A 19,267-nucleotide genomic window follows, 5' to 3' on the forward strand; every position below is an offset into this window, starting at 1 on the left:
ATGAAATTCGACACCCCCGCCACGACCAACCCGATCGATCAGCTCAAAGTAATCGGCAAGCCCACCGACCGCGTCGACGGCCCTCTCAAGACCACGGGCACGGCACCCTACGCGTACGAGCGTCACGATGTGGCGCCTGACGCGGCCTATGGCTACGTGGTCGGCGCCGGCATTGCGAAAGGCCGCATCGCCTCGATGGACCTGGCCGCCGCGCGCGCAGCGCCGGGCGTGCTCGCCATCGTCACTGCCCGCAACGCCGGCAAGCTCGGCAAGGGGGACTTCAACACGGCCAAGCTTCTGGGCGGGCCCGAGATCGACCACTACCATCAAGCAGTGGCGCTCGTCGTCGCGAACACCTTCGAACAGGCGCGTGCCGCGGCGCAGCTGGTGCGCATCGAGTACACGCGCTCGCCCGGGCGCTTCGACCTGGTTGCAGAGAAGGATGCGGCGCAGATGCCGAAGCCCAACGAATTCTCAGGTCCGCCGGAAACGAAGGCGGGAGATTTCGCCGGCGCCTACGCCGCGGCCCCGTTGCAGTTGGATGCGACCTACACCACGCCCGACGAGTCGCACGCGATGATGGAGCCGCACGCCTCGGTCGCGGCCTGGAAGGGCGACAAGCTCACGGTCTGGACATCGAACCAGATGATCGCCTGGGGCGTCGGCGATGTGGCCAAGACGCTCGGCATCCCGAAGGCCAATGTCCGCCTGGTCTCGCCCTTCATCGGCGGCGGCTTCGGCGGCAAGCTGTTCGTGCGCGCGGATGCGGTGCTCGCCGCGCTGGGCGCGCGGGCCGCCCGGCGGCCGGTGAAGGTGGCGCTGCAGCGGCCGCTGATGATGAACAACACCACGCACCGGCCGGCGACGATCCAGCGCATCCGCATCGGCGCCACGCCCGACGGCAAGATCACCGCCATGGCCCACGAGGGCTGGTCCGGCGACCTGCCCGGCGGACAGGCCGAGACCGCGGTCAACCAGACACGGCTGCTGTACGCCGGCGCGAACCGCCTGACGACCACACGGCTGGCGGTGCTGGACTTGCCCGAAGGCAACGCCATGCGCGCGCCCGGCGAGGCGCCGGGCATGATGGCGCTGGAGATCGCGATGGACGAGATGGCGGAAAAGCTGGGGCTCGACCCGGTCGAGTTTCGCGTCCTCAACGACATTCAAGTCGACCCAGAGAAGCCCGACCGCCCGTACTCGCAGCGCAAATTGATCGAGTGCCTGCGCACCGGGGCCGAGCGCTTCGAGTGGAGCAAGCGCAACGCACGACCCGGGCAACAGCGCGACGGGCGCTGGCTCGTGGGCACGGGGGTTGCCGCGGCATTCCGCAACAACCTCCTGACCAAGTCGGCCGCGCGCGTGCGCCTGGACAACCGCGGCGTGGTCACTGTCGAAACCGACATGACCGACATCGGAACCGGGACGTACACGATCATCGCGCAGACCGCCGCCGAAACGATGGGCGTGCCGCTGCAGAAGGTGCTCGTGCGTCTGGGCGACTCGGCGTTTCCCGTCTCGGCCGGCTCGGGCGGGCAGTGGGGCGCCAACAACTCGACCTCCGGTGTCTACGCCGCCTGCATGAAACTGCGAGAGGCCGTGGTGAAGAAGCTCGGCATCGCGCCGGGCGACGCGGAGTTCTCGGACGGCATGGTGCGCGCCGGCGATCGCGCGGTGCCGCTCGCCGAGGCGGCCGGCACGAACGGCCTCGCGGCCGAGGACGGCATCGAATACGGCGACCTCGACAAGAAGTACCAGCAGTCGACCTTCGGCGCCCACTTCGTGGAGGTCGGCGTCGACGCCGCGACGGGCGAGATCCGGGTCCGGCGCATGCTCGCCGTGTGTGCCGCCGGGCGCATCCTGAACCCCAAGTCCGCCCGCAGCCAGGTGATCGGCGCCATGACGATGGGAGTCGGAGGGGCGCTGATGGAGGACCTGGCGCTCGACAAGCGGCATGGCTTTTTCGTCAATCACGACCTGGCGGCTTACGAGGTGCCGGTGCACGCCGACATCCCCCACCAGGACGTGATCTTCCTGGACGAGACCGACCCGATCTCCTCGCCCATGAAGGCCAAGGGCGTGGGCGAGCTCGGCATGTGCGGCGTCGCTGCCGCGGTGGCCAATGCCGTCTACAACGCAACCGGCATTCGCGTGCGCGACTATCCGGTCACGCTGGACAAGCTGCTGGAGCGCCTGCCGCCAGTGGCGTGAGGCCCACGCGCTGGTTGCGGGCCGGTGAGGTAGGAGCGCAGTCGCTTAAACTCGGCGATGCGCCCGCAGGGCACTGCTCACACACCGGAGCTTGCCCGGACCAGCTGCTGGGGACACAGCACGCCCGCAGCTCTGGTGCTCAAGGCGTGAGATACAGCGCAGCTGTGGTCAGCATAGTGCCAACCTACCGCCACGACATGTTGATGGAGTGGTCCCGGAGGTGCGTTCGCCCAAGACAAGGTTCGGCTTCTTGCAAGCGCAGTGCGCAGGACATGCGACGCGCAAGACGGGATCGTCGATGGCGTGGTATCCAACCCGACCGCCTGCAGGTTCAGTCCGGCGGTGCTTCGCTGCGTGGGCGGAACGGATAGCGACATAACTGTCTGTCGGACGCTCAACTTGCAGCCGTGAACACCTGGACCGGACCGTCGAGTTTGTCGGAGGCAAGTACACCCCCCCGGCTGGGCCTTGACCGGCAGTGAGGACGCTCCGACAGAGGCGTTCGCTGTTGGTGCTCGGGGTTCGTGGTACACAGGGACGTCGGGCAATGGCAGTGACGGCCCGCATTCCTCTTGGCCGACGCAACGGTCAAGGGTTACCTCGCCAACGGGTTGACCGTGAACACGCTCACCTACGACTGGAACTCGAATCCGACGGGCCTATAAGCAATGGAGGCCCTGAACAGCGCGAACGACGCCGACTTGCATCCGTTCATGAAGCGTGGTGGCAAGGTGATCTTCTGGCATGGGCAGAACGATGCTGCGACAAGCTATCGGGCGACCACGGCTTACCTCGACAAGGTGAAGTCGACCATGGGCGGCCAAGCGACCTTCCACAGATTTGCTATTACCAGCCGCCAGGTGTCGATCATCGTTCGGGCGGCCCGGGCGCGGATGCGGTCAACCTCGTAAGCGTGATCGATGCCTGGGCGACGCAAGACGCAGCCCCTGGCCAACTCACGGCAACCAAACGCAAGCCGGACGGCAGCGTCGCGTTCACGAGGCCACTTCGCCTGCACCCGCAGTACCCGCGCTACACCGGTCCGGCGAACGATGTCGATGCCGCGAAACTGGCGTCTAACTACACGTGCACTTCGCCGTAGTCATACACATGTGTAGGTCAGCGACAGCGCGATCCGTGCGATATCGATGGAAGGCCGCATGAAGGCCGGCCGTTCGCCCGCAGGGCGAGGCCTGGATCCGCGCTGCCCACTGGCGCACGCTTGCGAGCGACGACGGCGCGCAGTTCGACGCGGTCGTCGAGATCGATGCGGAGGACGTGGCACCGGTGGTGACCTGGGACACGCCGCCCGAGATGGTCGTTCCGGTCGCCGGTCGAGTGCCTGACCCTGCGCAGGAGGGGGCCGGTGAAGCGCGAGGACATGCGTCGCGCGTTGGCGTACCTGGGACTCGAGGCCGGTACGCCGATGACGGAGATCCGGCCTTACCGTGGGCGGTGACGGCGCAGCTCGCGTTGAATCGCGGCAGCAGCTCAAGCTCTTCCTTCAAGGATGCAACTGGGGCGCGGCCAATCTCGATTGCGGTCTCGCCTTTGCCCGCCACAGAGCATCGCGCACTCTGCGCCACAATCGCTCGCACCGGACCGTGAAGGAGGGGTGGCCGAGCCAGGGGCACCAAACCGATTCGATGCCGACTCTTGAAGCCACCGCGGCGGAAGCGGCGAGTCCACCATCAGCTTTGCCCTTCTTGGGCGGCCAGGCTCGACTCAGAGCTGCGGTCGCGTTAGGGCGCCAATTGCAGGCGTGGAGCGGAAAGCTGTCCATGCAGAACTTCAAGGCTTTCCAGGATGAAGGTTGCGTGGTGGACCAGCAATTCGCCTGCAGCCGTGATCTTCAGGCCCCGGTGGTCCCGGATGAACAGGCGGGCGCCGAGCGCATCCTCGAGTGCAGCGAGCCTTTCGCTCGCGGCTGAAATGGAGCAGTGTGCGCGTCTTGATGCTGCGGATAGCGACCCTGTTTGTGCGCAAAGCGAGGCTAGGCGCAGTGAGACCAGATCAATCCTTGCGAGATTGAATCCCATATGCGGCATTCTGAACTGCCCGAAAGTTGCGTCGTCAAAGCTCGCCGCGAGTGTTCCCGTCGACGTCTTTTCCTGTCCTCTCGCCGCTGCGCGCGCCTGCTCCATCGGCTGAAGAGTTATTCGATGCTCCATGCGGGCGCTCTTCAAGTTGACCCTGATCTCACGTCGGCTCCGAACACAGGCACCAGTGCTGACGATCGGCAGCCGTCATTTTCTCTTCGCCTTCCGACAAACGACAGCGGAGCCATTAAGGGAAGAATAGGTCCTCCGGCCGAAAGGTGAGCCATTCCTCGTCAATGAAGAGATGTTGCGACCGGCTGCCGGAGTGCGTCGGTGAGCTTTTTCTTGACGAGCAGGTGCCTGAAGAAGTGGGTGGACCCGTCAACGAAAAAGTCGACCAACACTGTGATCGGTTTGTCTGGGTACCGGCCTCGCGCCCGGGTCAGAAGAGCGGTTTGTGGAACGCATGCAGCCATGGGTTTCTCCATGTTTTGAATGCCGCGAAAGAATGCGACTATCAAAGATAGTGTGCCGTCATGCGGCTCATTCGAGTTTGACTTTTTCTCAACACGTGGTAACTGGATTGCACCTAAGCCGAAGGCACGCGCATCCGGTCGCACTCGTCCCTGCTGGCCTGCCTCATAGCGCGTTGGCCCACTCCGCGATATCGCTCGCCGCCCCGCAGCGCGGAGATCGGCGAAGGCGTCAGGCCACCGAGATAGGCAACCCGTTTGCGCTCTCACCATCGACGACTCTAACCGCGGCACAAACGTCGGGTATCGGCTGGCCGGACGCGTGGAGCGAAGACCGTGCGCGTCGATCGCGATCCCGCCCATCGTGTACGTGATGCCGGCGCACAAGCTGACGGCGTGATAGAGCTTGGTCCTAGTCTTACTGTGTTAAATATTTAGGGCTCGTTGGTGCCGAAGACAACAGGGACATCGGGGCAGGTTACGAGCCAGCAGTGCGCCGATACGCAATCGCAAGCTCGTGATGGAGGATGGGACGTGGCGCTGCGCCCTCTGGGCTTCCCCGAGGTTTGTAATGCGTGGGTAGGGCAGGCTCTTGGCGTGCGGAGTTTTTTTTACCCCCGACCTCGTCGGGGTGCTGCAGCCGCTGCGCCAGCAGGAAGCCGTAGGCGGCAATGCTGAGACTGGCGTGATGATGAAAGCCGCGCCAGCCCCGGCCTTCGTACTGTCCAAGGCCCAGGTCCTGCTTGAGATCCTGGTAGTCACGCTCGATGCGCCAGCGCATCTTGGCCTCGTAGACCATGCGCTCCAGCGACGTGTCCTCGGGCAGCGTGGACAACCAGTACTTCAGCGGCTCTTCGTGGCCCTCGGGCCACTCGATGAGCAGCCATTGCGGCTCGCGCAGCTCGCTGCGCCGCTGGTCGCGGTGCGCTGCACGGACCCGCACGCGCGTGAAGTGCGAGCGCAGCGCGGCGTTCGTGCCCTCGCGCCAGGTCACTTCTTGCCAGTCGTCGGGCTCGATGTCGAAGGCCACGTCCTTGACCGTGCGGGGCCGGTGCTCGGGGGCGGTGGCGTCGCCGCGGCGCAGCCGCCGTGGCACGCGGCCCCTACCGCTGTAAGGCTTGGGCGGCAGGGGTTCGTGCCCGGGCGGCCATACCGTGACGCTGCCCGTCACCCCCACAACGTAGCGCAATCCAAGCTCGTCCAGGCGTTCGCGAAACGCCGTGTCCACGCCGTAGCCCGCGTCGGCCAGCACGCAGTGCCTCGGCGCCCCCTGAGCCACCAGGTGCTCGATCTGCTGCAGCGCGATTTGAGGCTTGGTGGCGAACTCGATTGCCTCGGGCACGCCGGCCTTCTCGCGTCTGGCCTGGTCGTCGGCCCACTCCTGGGGAAGGTACAGCTGCCACGCCACCGGAATGCTGGCCGCCGCGCAGGCCAGCGACACGCTCACCGCCACCTGGCAGTTGTCCTGCTTGCCCAGCATCCCGCAGTATTGGCGCGCGACGCCCACCGAGTGCCGCCCCTGCTTGGGAAATCCTGTGTCATCGATGATCCACCAACCGCCGTCGCTGAAATCCATCAGAGGCACGACCCACTGGCATATCCCCAGCAGCATGCGCTCATCCGACCAATTCGCGTCGGCCACGAAGTGGTGCAGCGACTGGTGGCGCGAACGCACATTCAGCGGGTCCATATGTGCCGCCATCGGCTCCACGCTCTTGCGCTGCAGCGGCGACATCAGCCCCGTGGTGTACCCGCGCAGCCCGGCGTGCCGATCTGAATGTCCCAGGCCTTCGCTCAGATGGGCCATGTACCGCTCGAATTCCTGCAAGTCTTCCATCAAGGTTCGCCCTTCTCCTGAAGAAGTGCGCATAATGCCTTGATTTCACTCAAATTACTAACACAGTAAGACTAGTGGTCGGGGCCGTGGTCGTTGTCAGTGCGCTTTGGGAACGAGTACGGATGAACGCTGGCGATGGACGGCGGCGCTGTATTCGGCGACCCTATGCTCGAGCGCCTCGAGGTGCGTTCTCAAAAGGCGGTTCATCCCGATCAGCCGTCCGAGCAACCTTTCGCGCCATTGGCAGTCAGTCACCCAAACCGATACGGGCATCCGCTGCTTGAGTTTCCCAGGCGCAGGAAGGATGAATCTGAGCACCATGTCATTCTGGGTGTTGTATGTTGGATTTTGGCGTGGAAGCCCCCGTCGCACACAACAACGCTGTGTGAGGCGATCGCGGGTGCGATTAGGTAGGAAGCAAGGCCGAGGACCAACGGTGCGGCGACCCAAACCGTCTCTAGAACCTGATCGCTGATGTCTCGCTTGCGCGCGCGCAACCTCCTTGTTGAGTACAGTGACTGCTCGGGTCAATATCTATGAAGGTAGGCGGCCTCAAATCTGAAGTGCAACACCTCACTCCATGTAAGGTGCTGTAGTGGAAGAAAGACGAGCAACGTACAGGCAGCTGATGCCTGAGGAACGAATGACGATCGCGAGCATGAAGTTGCAGGGCGCGAGCACGCGGGCGATCGCCCGCGTGCTCGCGCGGCCGGCCTCCACGGTCAGTCGCGAACTGCGGCGCAACAGCTGCGCTGAGCTCGGCTACGCGAGCGACACCGCCACGGCTCTGCAGGCGCGACGCCGCCGCACCGCCAGGCCGATGGTCAAGCTCGATGTGAGCAGCGTTACCTGGGGCGTCGTGCTGACCTTGCTGAGCTGGAAGTGGTCGCCCCAGCAGATTGCCGCTACGCTCAGGCGTGTGTACCCCGACGAACCTCAGCGCCACGTCTCTCACGAGACGATCTACACGGCCATCTACGCGCAACCGCGTGGCGAGTTGCGCCGTCAGCTCATCGCCTGCCTGCGTCAGGGCCGCAGTACGCGCTTGCCGCGCAGCCGCGGCACGGATCGGCGCGGCCAGATCCCGGACATGGTCAGCATTCATGTGCGCCCGCCCGAGATCGACGATCGGGTCATGCCCGGACACTGGGAAGGTGACTTCATCAAGGGCACAGGCAACAAGTCCTCGGTGGGCGTTCTCGTCGAGCGCAGCAGCCGTCTGGTGCTGCTCGCGCGCATGGAGGATGCCACCGCCGCCGCGGCGCTGGCCGGCTTCACGGTCAAGCTCAATGCAATCGCCGCGCCCCTGCGCCAAAGCCTGACCTACGACCAGGGCAAGGAGATGGCGCGTCACGCCGAGCTGGCGGCCAACACCGGCGTGCGGGTCTACTTCTGCGACCCGCACAGCCCCTGGCAGCGCGGCACCTGCGAGAACACCAACGGGCTGCTGCGTCAGTACCTGCCCAAGGGTACCGACCTGTCGGTGTACACGCAGCAAGAGCTCGACGCCATCGCCGATAGTCTGAACACCAGGCCGCGTGCTACGCACAACTGGCGCACACCGCTGGAGGTGTTCGCACAAACGCTGGCCAGCTCTCATAAGCCATCAACTTCAGTTCATTGACCCCGGTGTTGCGCTTCGGACTTGAAACCGCCGTAGCAATGCCGCGAACGCTATCCGTCGTCGATATTCCTTGAGGGAAAGTAGACTCGACAAGGATCAGGTCATTGTCTTAGACCCGGAACCTCTGAAGCATGTCCGCATCGCAAAAAGTTGCCGTGAGGAACCGCCGCGACCTTCAGAAGAGAGAGCCGAGCATTCCACCTTCCACGGCGATGGTCGAACCCGTCACGAAGCCGGCTTGCTGCGAGGCGAGGAAGGCGATTACGCCGCAGATTTCTTCCTGTGTACCCATCCGTCCAAGCGGCGTGAGAGTCTTGCGTTTCGCCGCCTGCTCGGGCGTGTACGCCGCCGAACCCGTTCGATGCGAGGTGTCGATGAGCGCCGGGGCAACGCAATTGACGGTGATGCCGCTGGATCCGATCTCGTTGGCGAGTCCCTTCATGTAGGCGGTCACCCCCGCGCGGAAAACCGTCGAGAGTGCGTGCACCGCCATCGGTTCCTTGGCAGATGCGGAGGTGATGGCGATGATCCGGCCCCAGCGCTTGCCCAGCATCTGCGGCGCAATGCCGTTGGCCACCTGGATCACGTTGCGCAGCTGGCTTTGGTAGGCTTGGTCCCAGCGGGCCAAGTCGTCTTCATCCAAGGTCGGCCGCAAGGGGTTGGGGGGGCGGCCGCTGACGAGGATGAGAATGTCCACGCCTCCGAGCGCGTCCAATCGCCCGGCCAGGCGCGCGATGTCGGCCTTCTCCGCCATGCTCCCGGCGACGGCCGTAGCTTCGACGCCGTGCCGCTCGCGAATCTCCTTGGCCACCGCCTGCAGCTTGTCTTCGGTTCGGGCGAACAGGACAATGTTCGCTCCTTCGGCGGCAAGCGTGTGCGCGATGTTCATGCCCATCCCGCCGCTGGAAGCCGTGACCAGTGCCAATTTGCCTCTAATTCCAAGATCCATGGGGTTACCTCTGTAGAAAAACAGAAACCAACCGACGCTGCACGCCTGTCAGGGCGCGCCGGTGCCGGTTCAAGCCGCAAGAACCACGTTCGCGCTCATCGTGAGCTGGCCCTCGTCGTCGCTCGCCCACAACCGCACCGCACTGCCGTCGGACTGGCCGCGCAGCTGCACGGGCCTGCCCATGAAGGTCGGGCGCACTGCCTTGAAGTCCAGGGAAAGGATTCGTGCGTGTGGCGCGTTGCGGTGCAGGAGGTCCATCAACAGCGTGGCGATCAGTGGTCCTTGCACCAGCAGCGTCGGGTACTTTTCCTGCTGGGTCGCGTAGGGATAGTCGTAGTGAATTCGATGCGAGTTGAAGGCCAGCGCCGAATACCTGAAGAGCAGCAGGGCATCCGGCGTCAGTTCGCGTCGCCAGTCAGCGATGGTGTCCGCGGCAACGGGCGTCGAAGAGGTTTCCCCGGGCTTGGCGGCACCACGGAAGGCGCTGTTGTGCTCGTTGGTGAAGCACAGTCCCTCTTCATTGTGGTATTCGTGCACGACTTTCACGAACACCAGTTCGCCGGTTTTCCCGGTCTTCGGAGTGATCGCATCAATGCGAGATATGCGCCTCGCCTTATCGCCGACCCTTAGCGGGTTATCCTGATTCCAGATGAACTTGCTGCCCGCCCACATCCGGCGGGGCAGGGGGATCGGTGGCATGAAGTCGCCGCCGCGCGCGTGCCCGTCATGGCGAATGTCGCCAGGACGATGGAGCGGGAGGAAATACAGCCAGTGCCACAACGGCGGGACAGTGATCCCCACATGCGCCCCGGCGGGCTCGCGATCCAGTACGGCGGCGAGCGCGTTGATCGGAAAGGCCGTGATCTCGTCCTCGGTGGTCATGCTGCGCCCGAGCCAGGACTGGAAGTCGGCGGATGGGAGGTTGCTGGTCATTCCTTGTCGTGCCCCTGTGTCGCTCTCGTGCGAGAAGGCAAGTTTGACTTCGCCCAAACCATCTGTCGCGTGGCCTTTTCTTAACGCTCGGTAACGAGAAGGCAACCCAGGCCCCCGGGTCAGTGGAGACCGGCCACGCGCCGCACGGTTTCAACCAGTACGGCAACCAGCGGATTAGTCTGGCCCTTGAGCCATCCCACGATGAAGTCCGTCGAGTAATCGACCTGGCGCAAGGGTACGACCCTGAGCTGCCGCGGATAAGTGAAGTTTCTGCCCCGCACGCACAACGCGATACCGATGTTCACCGAGACCAGATTGAACATCGCGGCGAAGGAGTCGACTTCCTGTTCGACATGCGGCTCGAAGCCTGCTTGCTGGCACATCAGATGCAGCATTCCGTAGCCAGGGCTTGCGCTCGACTTCGGCACGACGATGAAGCGCTCATTCGCGAGATCGCTCAGCGCAAGGGACTTCTTGCCGGCGAATCGATGACTCTCCTCCATCAGCACACCCAAATGGCCGTTCTCGATGGTCAGCCAGTCGAGCGAGGCCTTGTCCGGCATCGGAACGAGCGCGTTCCGCTTGTGCTGCGGTGACGTCCCCAGGGTGCCGAAATGCATGAAGCCAGCGTCGATCCGGCCGTCGGAGACCGCCTTGAGCTGCGCATGGGTGGCGAGTTCCACCAGAGTCAGCGCCACGTCTGGGTGGGCATCCTTGAACTGTTTGATGGACTCTCGGAACAGGGTGTTGTGCAATGTGAGCGCCCCATAGCCAACGCTCAGGTTGCCGGCTTTTCCCTCACTGACTTTCCTCGCCATCTTGAATGCGTCGATCAGCATGATCATTACGGATTTAACGTCGGGCAGCAGCCGCTTGCCAGCCGGCGTCAACGTCACGCGATGTCCCCTGCGCTCGAACAGCATCATCCCGAGTTCGTCCTCGAGGTCGGCGATGATTTTCGATACAGCGGGCCGCGTCACGTGCAGCTTCTCGGCGGCGCGGCCGAAATGCTGCTCCTCGGCGGCCGCAACGAAGTAGCGGAGGTGCCTCAGTTCCATATGTTCATGTCTCCAGTTTGAGCTTGATTGTCGATGCAATTCGCGGCTCGCGCTACGGCACGGGACGCTGGTAAGTCCTGGTTACTTAACAAGCTAGAAAAAGCGTCTGGACGCCATCGTGTCGCTCGTTCAAAGTTCGTCGCTGAACGTAGTGCAATTAAATCGACCTCCATGACAACTGAATCCCTCGACCGCCTGTTCCGCCCCAAGAGCGTTGCCGTCATCGGTGCGTCACCTGTGCAGGGTAACCCGAGAAACCTGCTGCTGCGCGCGCTGATGAAGCACGGTTTCGAAGGGCGGATCTACCCTGTCACTCCGACTCACACCGAGGTCGAAGGGCTCAAGGCCTACAAGAGTGTCGACGATCTTCCAGAAATTCCGGACGTCGCACTGGTGATCACTCCGGCTAAAACAGTGCCAGGGATCATCGATCAATGCGGTGCCAGGAATATCCGCAACGCCATTGTCTTCAGCGCCGGATTCGAGGAGACGGACGAAGGAAAGGACCTGGCCATCGCACTTGCCGAGGCGGCACGCAAGCACGGCGTGACAGTAATCGGTCCGAACGGCCAGGGAATATGGTCGGTCCGGGCCAAGGCGATGCTGACTTACAGTCCTGCCGCGATGAACATGGATCACGTCCAGTTTGCCCCGATCGCCATCATCAGCCAGAGCGGAGCTCTGGGCGGCGCGATTTCCACGTCTTTGCACCGCAGCGGCCTGGGGTGCTCTTACATGGTCAGCGTGGGCAACGAGACGGTGTTCGACGCGCTCGACGCGTTGGAGTGGATCGTCGAGCAGGAGGATGTTCGAGTAGTTGCCCTCTATATCGAGGGCCTCAGTCGGGCGGACCGCATCCTTCGGATTGCAGAGCGCGCCCGTGCCCGCGACGTGCGAGTGGTCGTGCTCAAGGCCGGAAAATCTGAACTCGGCCAGCAAACAACGGCTTCGCACACCGGCAAGATCGCGTCGCCGCACGCGGTCTATTCCGATGTGCTGAACCAAGCCGGCGTTATCGCTGTGGGGAGCCTTGGTGAATTGCTTTCAGCGGTAGAGGTGCTGGCATTCATGCCCTATCCGCGCCGTTCAAGCGATCCGCTCTCAGGACTTTCGATGTTAAGTTCGTCTGGCGGCGCCGCGGCGCTCCTGGCGGACCATAGCAGCGACAGCGGCATTCGACTGGCGCAGCTCACCAAAGCCACAGCCGCGCGGCTGGACGTGCTTCTGCCCGACTTCGCGCGCAAAGAAAACCCGATCGATCTTACGGGGCAGATTAACACCGTTCCCGACATGTTCCGCAATACCTGCCAAGCGTTGGCGGAAGACCCCCGCACCGAGGCGCTCGTCATTCAGCACGCGAACAGCGGGCGTCGCTATCTGCAGCGCGACGGCGAGTTCTACAAGGAGTTGGCCCGTGATTTGCCGGTGATTGTCAGCTTCGTGGGCGACAGCCTGGATGTGGAGACCCGGCGGACCTATCGCGAAGCAGGCGTCCTCCTGTCATCGGAGCCGGCGGAGACGATGAGCGCGCTCTCTCTTCTCTACAGGCTTCGGGAGCACGCGTCTCTGCCGCCCTCGCAGCCGCGCGCGACGCCACCGACGCGCGCGCTGCCGGGCGACTGGGATTCGATGATGAGTTTCTGCCGCGATGCGGGTGCGACGCCGGCCGGATGGGTCGTCCTCGCGGCCGGCGAACAAGCGGCTGCTGCGTGTGCGCGGTTGCAGTACCCTGTCGTCGTCAAGGCGCTTCCGTCCGACGCCGAGCACAAGAGCGAATTGGGTTTGGTGAAGCTGCGCGTGGCGTCCCCGACGGAGGTCGACCGGGTCGCCGCCGACTTCCGGCTGCGCCTGGGCAAGCCGCAGGCCGGCATTTTGGTGCAGGAGATGGTAGAGGAAGGCGGCGTCGAGGTCGTGGTGTCCTGCCTCCGCAACACGGACTTCGGCGCCATCATTTCCGTGGGATCGGGCGGTGTGGCCGTCGAGCTTTACAGGGACATTGCGCACCTGGCATTGCCCGTGACAGCCGACCAGGTCGAATCGGCGCTGCGCAAGCTCAAGCTTTGGACGCTGCTGCAGGGATTTCGCGGCAAGCCTGCGGCGGATGTGGGCGTGCTCATCGATGCGGCCGTGCGGCTTGGGGATATGTTTTTGGCCTGTCCCGATATCCAAGAGCTCGAACTCAACCCGATCATCGTCAAAGAGAAGGGCAAGGGCCTGCGAGTAGTCGATGCTCTGGTGGTGGGAGCCGCCCCGCCCGCAGAGAATGCGGCGGTTCGCGTGGAGGCGCATCTGAGCCCGCGCGGCGCTGCAGCCCCCCACGCGTCCACCTGAGCACGCGGGCTCGAACTGACGCGCGCCGATGACGTCTCGCACCCCCCATTCGAACGAAATGATCCACGATGTGTATGACCTCATCGTGGTGGGCTCTGGCGCGGCCGGCCTCGCGGCTGCGTGCACCGCTGCCGCGCACGGGAGGCGTGTTGTGGTGTTGGAAGCGAGCGAGCGGATCGGCGGTTCAACTGCTGTTTCGGGGGGCATGGTCTGGATACCCGGCAACTCGAAGATGCGCGCCTTGGGCATGGAGGACAGCCTGGATGCCGCGCAGGAGTATTTGAAGCATACGGTGCCAGGCTGCGTCGGCGACCGCCGGATGGGGATGTTTCTTGCGCGCTGCGGCGAAGCCATCGCCTTCCTCGAAGCACGGACCTCCCTGAGGCTGCAGCCGGTGCGCAGGTACCCGGACTATTACCCCGAGGCGCCGGGCGCCACGGCAGGGGGCCGGGTTCTGGAGCCGGTGCCCTTCGACGGCTCCGGCCTGGGAGATGACTTCGCCTTGCTGCGCGATCCACTGCCCGAATTCCTGCTGTTCGAAGGGATGATGGTTAGCCGGGAGGATCTCCCCGTGCTGCGACGCATAGGGCGATCGCCGCGCGCCGCCTGGCATGCTGCGAAACTCGTCGGGCGCTATGCACTCCAGCGGTTACGCGCGCACCGGGGAACGACGCTCGTCCTTGGCAACGCCTTGGCGGCACGCCTACTGAAGTCGGCGCGCGATCTGGGCGTCGACATTGCGACCCGCATGCCGGTCACGGCGCTGATCCAGGAGCAAGGCCGGGTCGTCGGCATTGAGGGTGACTGTGCTGGCGACGCTCGGCGCATCCTCGCGCGCGATGCAGTGATCCTGGCGACCGGCGGCATTTCACACAACACGGCGCTGAAGCAGCGGTACATTCCGCGGACAGCGGGCTTGTTGTCGGCGACGGTGAAGTCGCCGGCACGCTGCTCGGGCGCGGACCTGGCCACTGCCGTGGGCGCAGGCATGAGCGCCGCGGGTACGACGGTCGACGAGGCGAAGGCGTTCTGGGTGCCGGTGTCGGTCTGTCCCGGTGTCGATGGTATCGGGGCGGTGTTCCCGCACACGGTGACGGACCGTGCTAAGCCGGGCCTGATTGCGGTCGACAACCAGGGGCGACGCTTCGTCAACGAGGCCGTGTCGTACCACGAGTTCGTCCGGGCCCAGTTGCGGGCACCCGACAGCAGCATTCCTGCATGGCTGATCTGCGACAAGGCTTTCCTCTGGAAGTACGGGCTGGGGCGCGTTCGCCCTTTTGCCCTGTCTATTCGCCGCCAATTGGAGTGCGGGTACTTGAGAAAGGCGCATTCGCTGGAGGCGCTCGCCGAGTCGTTGAGGATCCCAAGCCCTGCGTTCGTTGAGACTGTGCGGAGCTTCAATGCCGAGGCCGTGCATGGCCGCGATCCGGAGTTCGGCCGCGGCTCCAACATCTATCAACGCCACCTGGGCGATGCCGACCAGTCGCCGAACCCCTGCGTTGCACCTATCGAACGCGCCCCCTTCTATGCGGTCGCCGTGTACCCCGCGGACCTGGGTATGGCAGCCGGCATCAGCACCGACGAGTTCGCCCGCGTGCTGAACTGTGACGCGGCGCCGATTCCAGGTCTCTATGCGTGCGGTAACGATATGGAATCGGTCATGAATGGCGCGTATCCAGGTCCGGGCATCACCCTGGGGCCTGGGCTGGTCTTCGGCTTCTTGGCAGCGTCGCATGCGTGTGGCGAGCTCGACGCCCTCGAACAACCATCGGAGATGCCGCGCACCTCCGAGGCATCAAAGGCGGCGTGCAACGGAGGGGGATGGACCCCATGACATTCAAAACCTTGACGAAAGAGAGATATCGATGAAGGGAAGCGAACTGATTGCCGAGTACCTGGTGCAGCAGAAGATGCCGTACATCTTCGGCATCTGCGGGCACGGAAACGTGGGCATGCTGGACGCGCTCCATCAGGTGGGCGACAAGATCCAGCTGGTCTCTCCGCGCCACGAGCAGTGTGCGGGTCACATGGCGGACGCCTATTTCCGTGTGAAGCACCAGCCGGTTGCAACACTGACGTCCACGGGTCCCGGTTCGGCCAACATGGTCATGTCGCTGGCGACGGCGCTGTCCGATTCGTCGGCGTTCCTGGCCATTACCTCCAACGTCCCGACCTCGCAGATGAACAGGGCGCCGTTTCAGGAGCTATACCAGCACAACCAAGCGGATTTCCCGAACGTTCTGCGACCGGTCGTCAAGCGCAGCTTCCAGCCCTCGCGCGTCGACATGCTCCCGCTTGCCCTGCGACAGGCCTGCGACACCATGGTCTCGGGGCGCCCGGGGCCGGTAAACCTGGACGTGCCCTATAACCTCTACCAGGAAGAGGCCGACGTGCAGCTGCCGCCACCTGCGCACACACTCGGACAGCTCCGGCCAGCTGCATCCAACACCGACCTTGCCGCCGTGATGGCGCTGCTGAGCGAATCCCGGCGCCCCGTTTTCTTTATCGGCCATGGCGCGACACTGTCCGAGGCTGGCCCGGCCCTGACGGCTCTCGCGAGCAGGCTGGGTGCGCCGGTGATCACGTCCCCCAACGGCATGGGCTGTGTGCCGGCCGATGATGTGATGACGCTGGGCTTCATCGGGCGCAACGGCGCCTATCCTGCGAACCAGGCAGGCCGCCACGCCGATCTGGTGATCACCGTCGGCACGCGATTCGACGATCGATCCTCCTCGAGTTGGCACCCCGGCTATTCCTGGAACTTCCCCAAGACAAAGCTCGTCCATGTGGACATCGATCCCCAGGAGTTGGGCCGCAACTACCCGCCCACAGTCGGAATCGTGGCCGATTGCAGAACCTTCTGCGAGCAGCTTCTTGCCGAGGTCGAGAATGCAACGGCCGATACCGGCCGCTTCGCGGCCTGGCGCGACCAGGTCGAAAGCTGGCAGCGCGAGTGGGAGGCCTTCGTGCGTCCCAACTTCAGCGCCGTGACCACGCCGATCCGACCCGAGTATGTCGTGGGTGCGCTGCAAGACGTGTTGCCCGACGACGTGATCCTCTCGCTCGACTCCGGCGTGCACCACAACTGGTTCATGCAGTTCTGGAAACCCAAGCGTACGCAGAGCATGCTCAACAGCTGGGGCTATTCCTCTATGGGCTTCGGTGTCTGTGGCGTGCTAGGCGCGCAACTGGCCGCGCCGGACCGTCCCTGCGTAGCCGTCGTCGGAGACGGAGGCTTTACGATGACACCCTATGTCGTGTGCACCGCGGTCGAATACAACCTGCCCTGCGTCTGGATCGTGTGGAACAACTTCGCGTGGTCGGCCATCCGAGACATTCAGTACGGCATGTTCGGTGGCCGCGAACTCGGCACGGCGTTCTACAAGGGTGAACAGGGGCCGGGGGGAGAGCGCTACAACCCGGACTTTGCCGCGTGGGCTCGCGCCGCGGGCGCCGATGGCATGACGGTAACGCGCAGCGAAGACCTGCGCGGCGCCGTCGAGCTGGCCCTGAAGAACCGCCGGCCCTGCGTAATCGATGTGCACGTGGATTCCGAGGTGCGCCCGCCTTCGACCGGGACGTGGGAATTGCCGCCGACTCCGTTCCGCGAGCCGATGTTCGGCAAGCCATACGTAGCGTGAGCACGCGAGGAGACCCCATGTCCTCGCAGCTGCCCCAGCCCGAGCCGAACGGTGACTCCCGGCCCTACTGGGACGCCGCGCGCGAGGGCCGACTGCTCATCCGCAGCTGCACGTCCTGCGGCCGCATGCATTTCATGCCGCGCCATTTGTGTCCCCACTGCTGGTCCGATGTGTTGCAATGGGTCGAGAGCCGGGGTGACGGCGTGGTTCACACCTTCAGCGTCATCCACCGTGCGCCGACGCCGGCGTTCGCGGCCGGCGCACCTTATGTGATCGCCATGATCGATCTGGACGAGGGACCGCGCATGTTCGCCAACGTGATCGGCGAATCCGCGCTGGCAGTTCGCATCGGTGACCGCGTGAAGGTGACTTTCGAAGATCGTGGCGATGGGGCCAGGCTTCCACAATTCCGCCGGGCGGAGGACTGAGTACGCCATGACTGGATCCATCTCTCTGAGAAACAAGGTGGCGGTCGTCGGCGTCGGCGAGTCCGACATCGGCAAGGTGCCTGGCATGTCCGGCCTCGGCCTGAATACGCAGGCCATGCGGCGCGCACTGGACGATGCGGGGCTGCAGCCTTCGGACGTCGACGGGCTGCTCACCGCCTACTCGTTCACCGAGTCGTACACGATGCTCGGCTCGTCGCTTGCGGAGTACACCGGACTCAGGCCGAAGATGTGTGCCTCCATGGTCGCGGGCGGTGCCAGCCCCGGCATCATGCTGCGGCACGCCGCACAGGCGATCGCCCTAGGGTTGGCCGAAACGGTGCTGGTCTGCGCCGGCGAGAACCGGGCGACAGGGCTCGGCCGCGACGCCGCCATCGCCGTCCTGACCAATGTCGGGCATCCTCAATTTGAGAAGCCTTACGGGGGATCGATCCCCGGGTTCTACGCCATGGTCGCTCGCCGTCACATGCACGAGTTCGGCACAACGCGGGCTCAGCTCGCCAGCGTCGCCGTCAACACCCGTTCGCATGCAGCCATGCACCCCAACGCGCAGATGAAAGCGCCCCTGACCATCGAGCAGGTGCTGGCATCCAAGCCGATCGCGGATCCTTTGCACATGCTGGATTGCTGCCTGATCTCCGACGCGGCCGGCGCCTTCGTCGTGACCTCGGCCGAGCGGGCGAAAGACCTGCGGCACAAGCCGGCCTTCCTGCTTGGTGTGGGGGAGATGCACACGCACGAGCACATCATGTGCGCGCCCAGCATGACGAACTTCGGCGCGGCGCAGTCCGGCCGGATCGCCTACGAGATGGCCGGTGTCGGTCCTGGGGACATCGATGTCGCCCAGCTGTACGACTGCTTCACGATCGTTCCCATCATCGAGCTCGAGGAACTCGGCTTCGTAGGAGCCGGCGAGGGCGGCGCCTTCTTCGAGCGAGGGGATGCTCGCATCGGCGGCAAGCTGCCCATCAACACCCACGGTGGAATGCTCTCGCATGCCCACGCCGGGGCCGCTGGGGGGCTGTTCGGCATCGTCGAGGCCGTGCGCCAGCTCCGCGGTGACGAAGGCGAGAGGCAGGTCCAAGGCGCCGAACTGGCGTTGGTTCACAACGAAGGCGGCATTCTCTCGTCGCACTGCACGGTGATCCTGTCCGGCCAGATGGGCTGAACGGGCTTTTGAAGCGTAATCCACGAACTGGACCAAGAATGACGGAAAGCTACAAACCACGCGGCAAATACTTCGAAGATTTTCAGCTTGGCGAAGAGATGGTCACGCCCGCCCGCACGATCACCAGCACCGACATCGTCAATTTCGCTTGCATCTCCGGCGACTTCAACGAAGTACACGTCAACCACGAGTACTGCAAGACAACGATCTTCGGCGAACCAGTGGCGCATGGCCCGCTGATTTATGCGGTCATGGGGGGGCTGCAGTACGCCAGCGGCATCAACGACGGAACTATGTTGGCCTTGTTGGGCATCGATGGCTGGCGTCTTCTCGGCCCGATCAAACACGGCGACACGATCCGCATGCACTCGCGCGTTATCGACAAAAAGGAGACGAGCAAGCCCGATCGCGGCGTGATCGTGTTCGAGCGCCGTTGCGTCAAGCAGGACGGGACGGTGGTTCAGGAGATGAAGGCCACCCTCATGTACAAGCGCAAGTCGCCACATGACGCCCACATCAGCACATCAGACAAATCGCAAAAGGTATGACATGAGTGG

The 19,267-nt window shown here is 64.2% G+C and carries 14 protein-coding genes and 1 pseudogene; 11 read left to right on the forward strand and 4 right to left on the reverse strand.

Annotated elements, in window-relative coordinates; all coding sequences use genetic code 11:
* From paoC to GXN78_RS41805, 4 genes and pseudogenes are all read left to right on the forward strand, one after another.
* Window positions 1–2,211, forward strand: a complete 2,211-nt coding sequence (gene paoC / locus GXN78_RS39545) for an aldehyde oxidoreductase molybdenum-binding subunit PaoC (protein ID WP_164256362.1) — start codon at window positions 1–3, stop codon at window positions 2,209–2,211.
* A gap of 668 nt (window positions 2,212–2,879) precedes the next feature.
* Window positions 2,880–3,122 (forward strand): tannase/feruloyl esterase family alpha/beta hydrolase, encoded by a 243-nt coding sequence (locus GXN78_RS41800; RefSeq protein ID WP_106561443.1) that lies wholly within the window; start codon window positions 2,880–2,882, stop codon window positions 3,120–3,122.
* A 268-nt stretch (window positions 3,123–3,390) separates the two neighbouring features.
* Window positions 3,391–3,655, forward strand: a pseudogene (locus tag GXN78_RS39565) (aconitase family protein); the annotation flags it as partial.
* A gap of 337 nt (window positions 3,656–3,992) precedes the next feature.
* Window positions 3,993–4,142, forward strand: a complete 150-nt coding sequence (locus GXN78_RS41805) for a hypothetical protein (protein WP_239143091.1) — start codon at window positions 3,993–3,995, stop codon at window positions 4,140–4,142.
* A gap of 1,059 nt (window positions 4,143–5,201) precedes the next feature.
* On the opposite strand, the gene GXN78_RS39575 is transcribed toward GXN78_RS41805, so the two are convergent.
* Window positions 5,202–6,560 carry an IS701 family transposase gene (locus GXN78_RS39575; RefSeq protein WP_164255346.1) on the reverse strand — a complete coding sequence of 453 codons (1,359 nt, stop codon included), beginning with the start codon at window positions 6,558–6,560 and terminating at the stop codon, window positions 5,202–5,204.
* Between the two features lie 628 nt (window positions 6,561–7,188).
* Between GXN78_RS39575 and GXN78_RS39580 the strand changes: the two genes are divergently transcribed.
* On the forward strand, window positions 7,189–8,184 hold the full coding sequence (locus tag GXN78_RS39580; protein WP_106561524.1) for an IS30 family transposase: 996 nt from the start codon (window positions 7,189–7,191) through the stop codon (window positions 8,182–8,184).
* Between the two features lie 175 nt (window positions 8,185–8,359).
* Here GXN78_RS39580 and GXN78_RS39585 read toward each other — a convergent pair whose 3' ends face one another.
* From GXN78_RS39585 to GXN78_RS39595, 3 genes are all read right to left on the reverse strand, one after another.
* Entirely contained in the window at window positions 8,360–9,133 is a 774-nt protein-coding gene (locus GXN78_RS39585) for an SDR family oxidoreductase (RefSeq protein ID WP_106561093.1), read from the reverse strand.
* A gap of 69 nt (window positions 9,134–9,202) precedes the next feature.
* The gene (locus GXN78_RS39590; protein ID WP_106561094.1) at window positions 9,203–10,066 is read right to left on the reverse strand and encodes a MaoC family dehydratase N-terminal domain-containing protein; all 864 of its coding nucleotides are present in this window, start codon (window positions 10,064–10,066) and stop codon (window positions 9,203–9,205) included.
* Window positions 10,067–10,185: 119 nt separating this feature from the next.
* Entirely contained in the window at window positions 10,186–11,124 is a 939-nt protein-coding gene (locus tag GXN78_RS39595) for a LysR substrate-binding domain-containing protein (RefSeq protein ID WP_106561095.1), read from the reverse strand.
* A 171-nt stretch (window positions 11,125–11,295) separates the two neighbouring features.
* Here GXN78_RS39595 and GXN78_RS39600 point away from each other — a divergent pair, with 171 nt between their 5' ends.
* The 6 genes from GXN78_RS39600 to GXN78_RS39625 are packed head-to-tail and all read left to right on the forward strand — an operon-like array spanning window position 11,296 to window position 19,258.
* Complete coding sequence (locus GXN78_RS39600; RefSeq protein WP_164256364.1) at window positions 11,296–13,455, forward strand: acetate--CoA ligase family protein; 2,160 nt, start codon at window positions 11,296–11,298, stop codon at window positions 13,453–13,455.
* Window positions 13,456–13,513: 58 nt separating this feature from the next.
* On the forward strand, window positions 13,514–15,289 hold the full coding sequence (locus GXN78_RS39605; protein WP_106561097.1) for an FAD-dependent oxidoreductase: 1,776 nt from the start codon (window positions 13,514–13,516) through the stop codon (window positions 15,287–15,289).
* Between the two features lie 31 nt (window positions 15,290–15,320).
* A complete protein-coding gene (locus GXN78_RS39610; RefSeq protein WP_106561098.1) occupies window positions 15,321–17,096 on the forward strand; it encodes a thiamine pyrophosphate-binding protein in 1,776 nt (591 codons plus the stop codon).
* 17 nt (window positions 17,097–17,113) lie between these two features.
* Window positions 17,114–17,524 (forward strand): Zn-ribbon domain-containing OB-fold protein, encoded by a 411-nt coding sequence (locus GXN78_RS39615; protein WP_106561099.1) that lies wholly within the window; start codon window positions 17,114–17,116, stop codon window positions 17,522–17,524.
* Between the two features lie 7 nt (window positions 17,525–17,531).
* Entirely contained in the window at window positions 17,532–18,710 is a 1,179-nt protein-coding gene (locus GXN78_RS39620) for a hypothetical protein (RefSeq protein ID WP_106561100.1), read from the forward strand.
* A 38-nt stretch (window positions 18,711–18,748) separates the two neighbouring features.
* The gene (locus tag GXN78_RS39625) at window positions 18,749–19,258 is read left to right on the forward strand and encodes a MaoC/PaaZ C-terminal domain-containing protein (protein WP_106561101.1); all 510 of its coding nucleotides are present in this window, start codon (window positions 18,749–18,751) and stop codon (window positions 19,256–19,258) included.
* Window positions 19,259–19,267 lie beyond the last annotated feature (9 nt).

It is taken from the genome of Variovorax sp. WS11 (assembly GCF_010499245.1).
Classification (GTDB): Bacteria; Pseudomonadota; Gammaproteobacteria; order Burkholderiales; family Burkholderiaceae_C; genus Variovorax.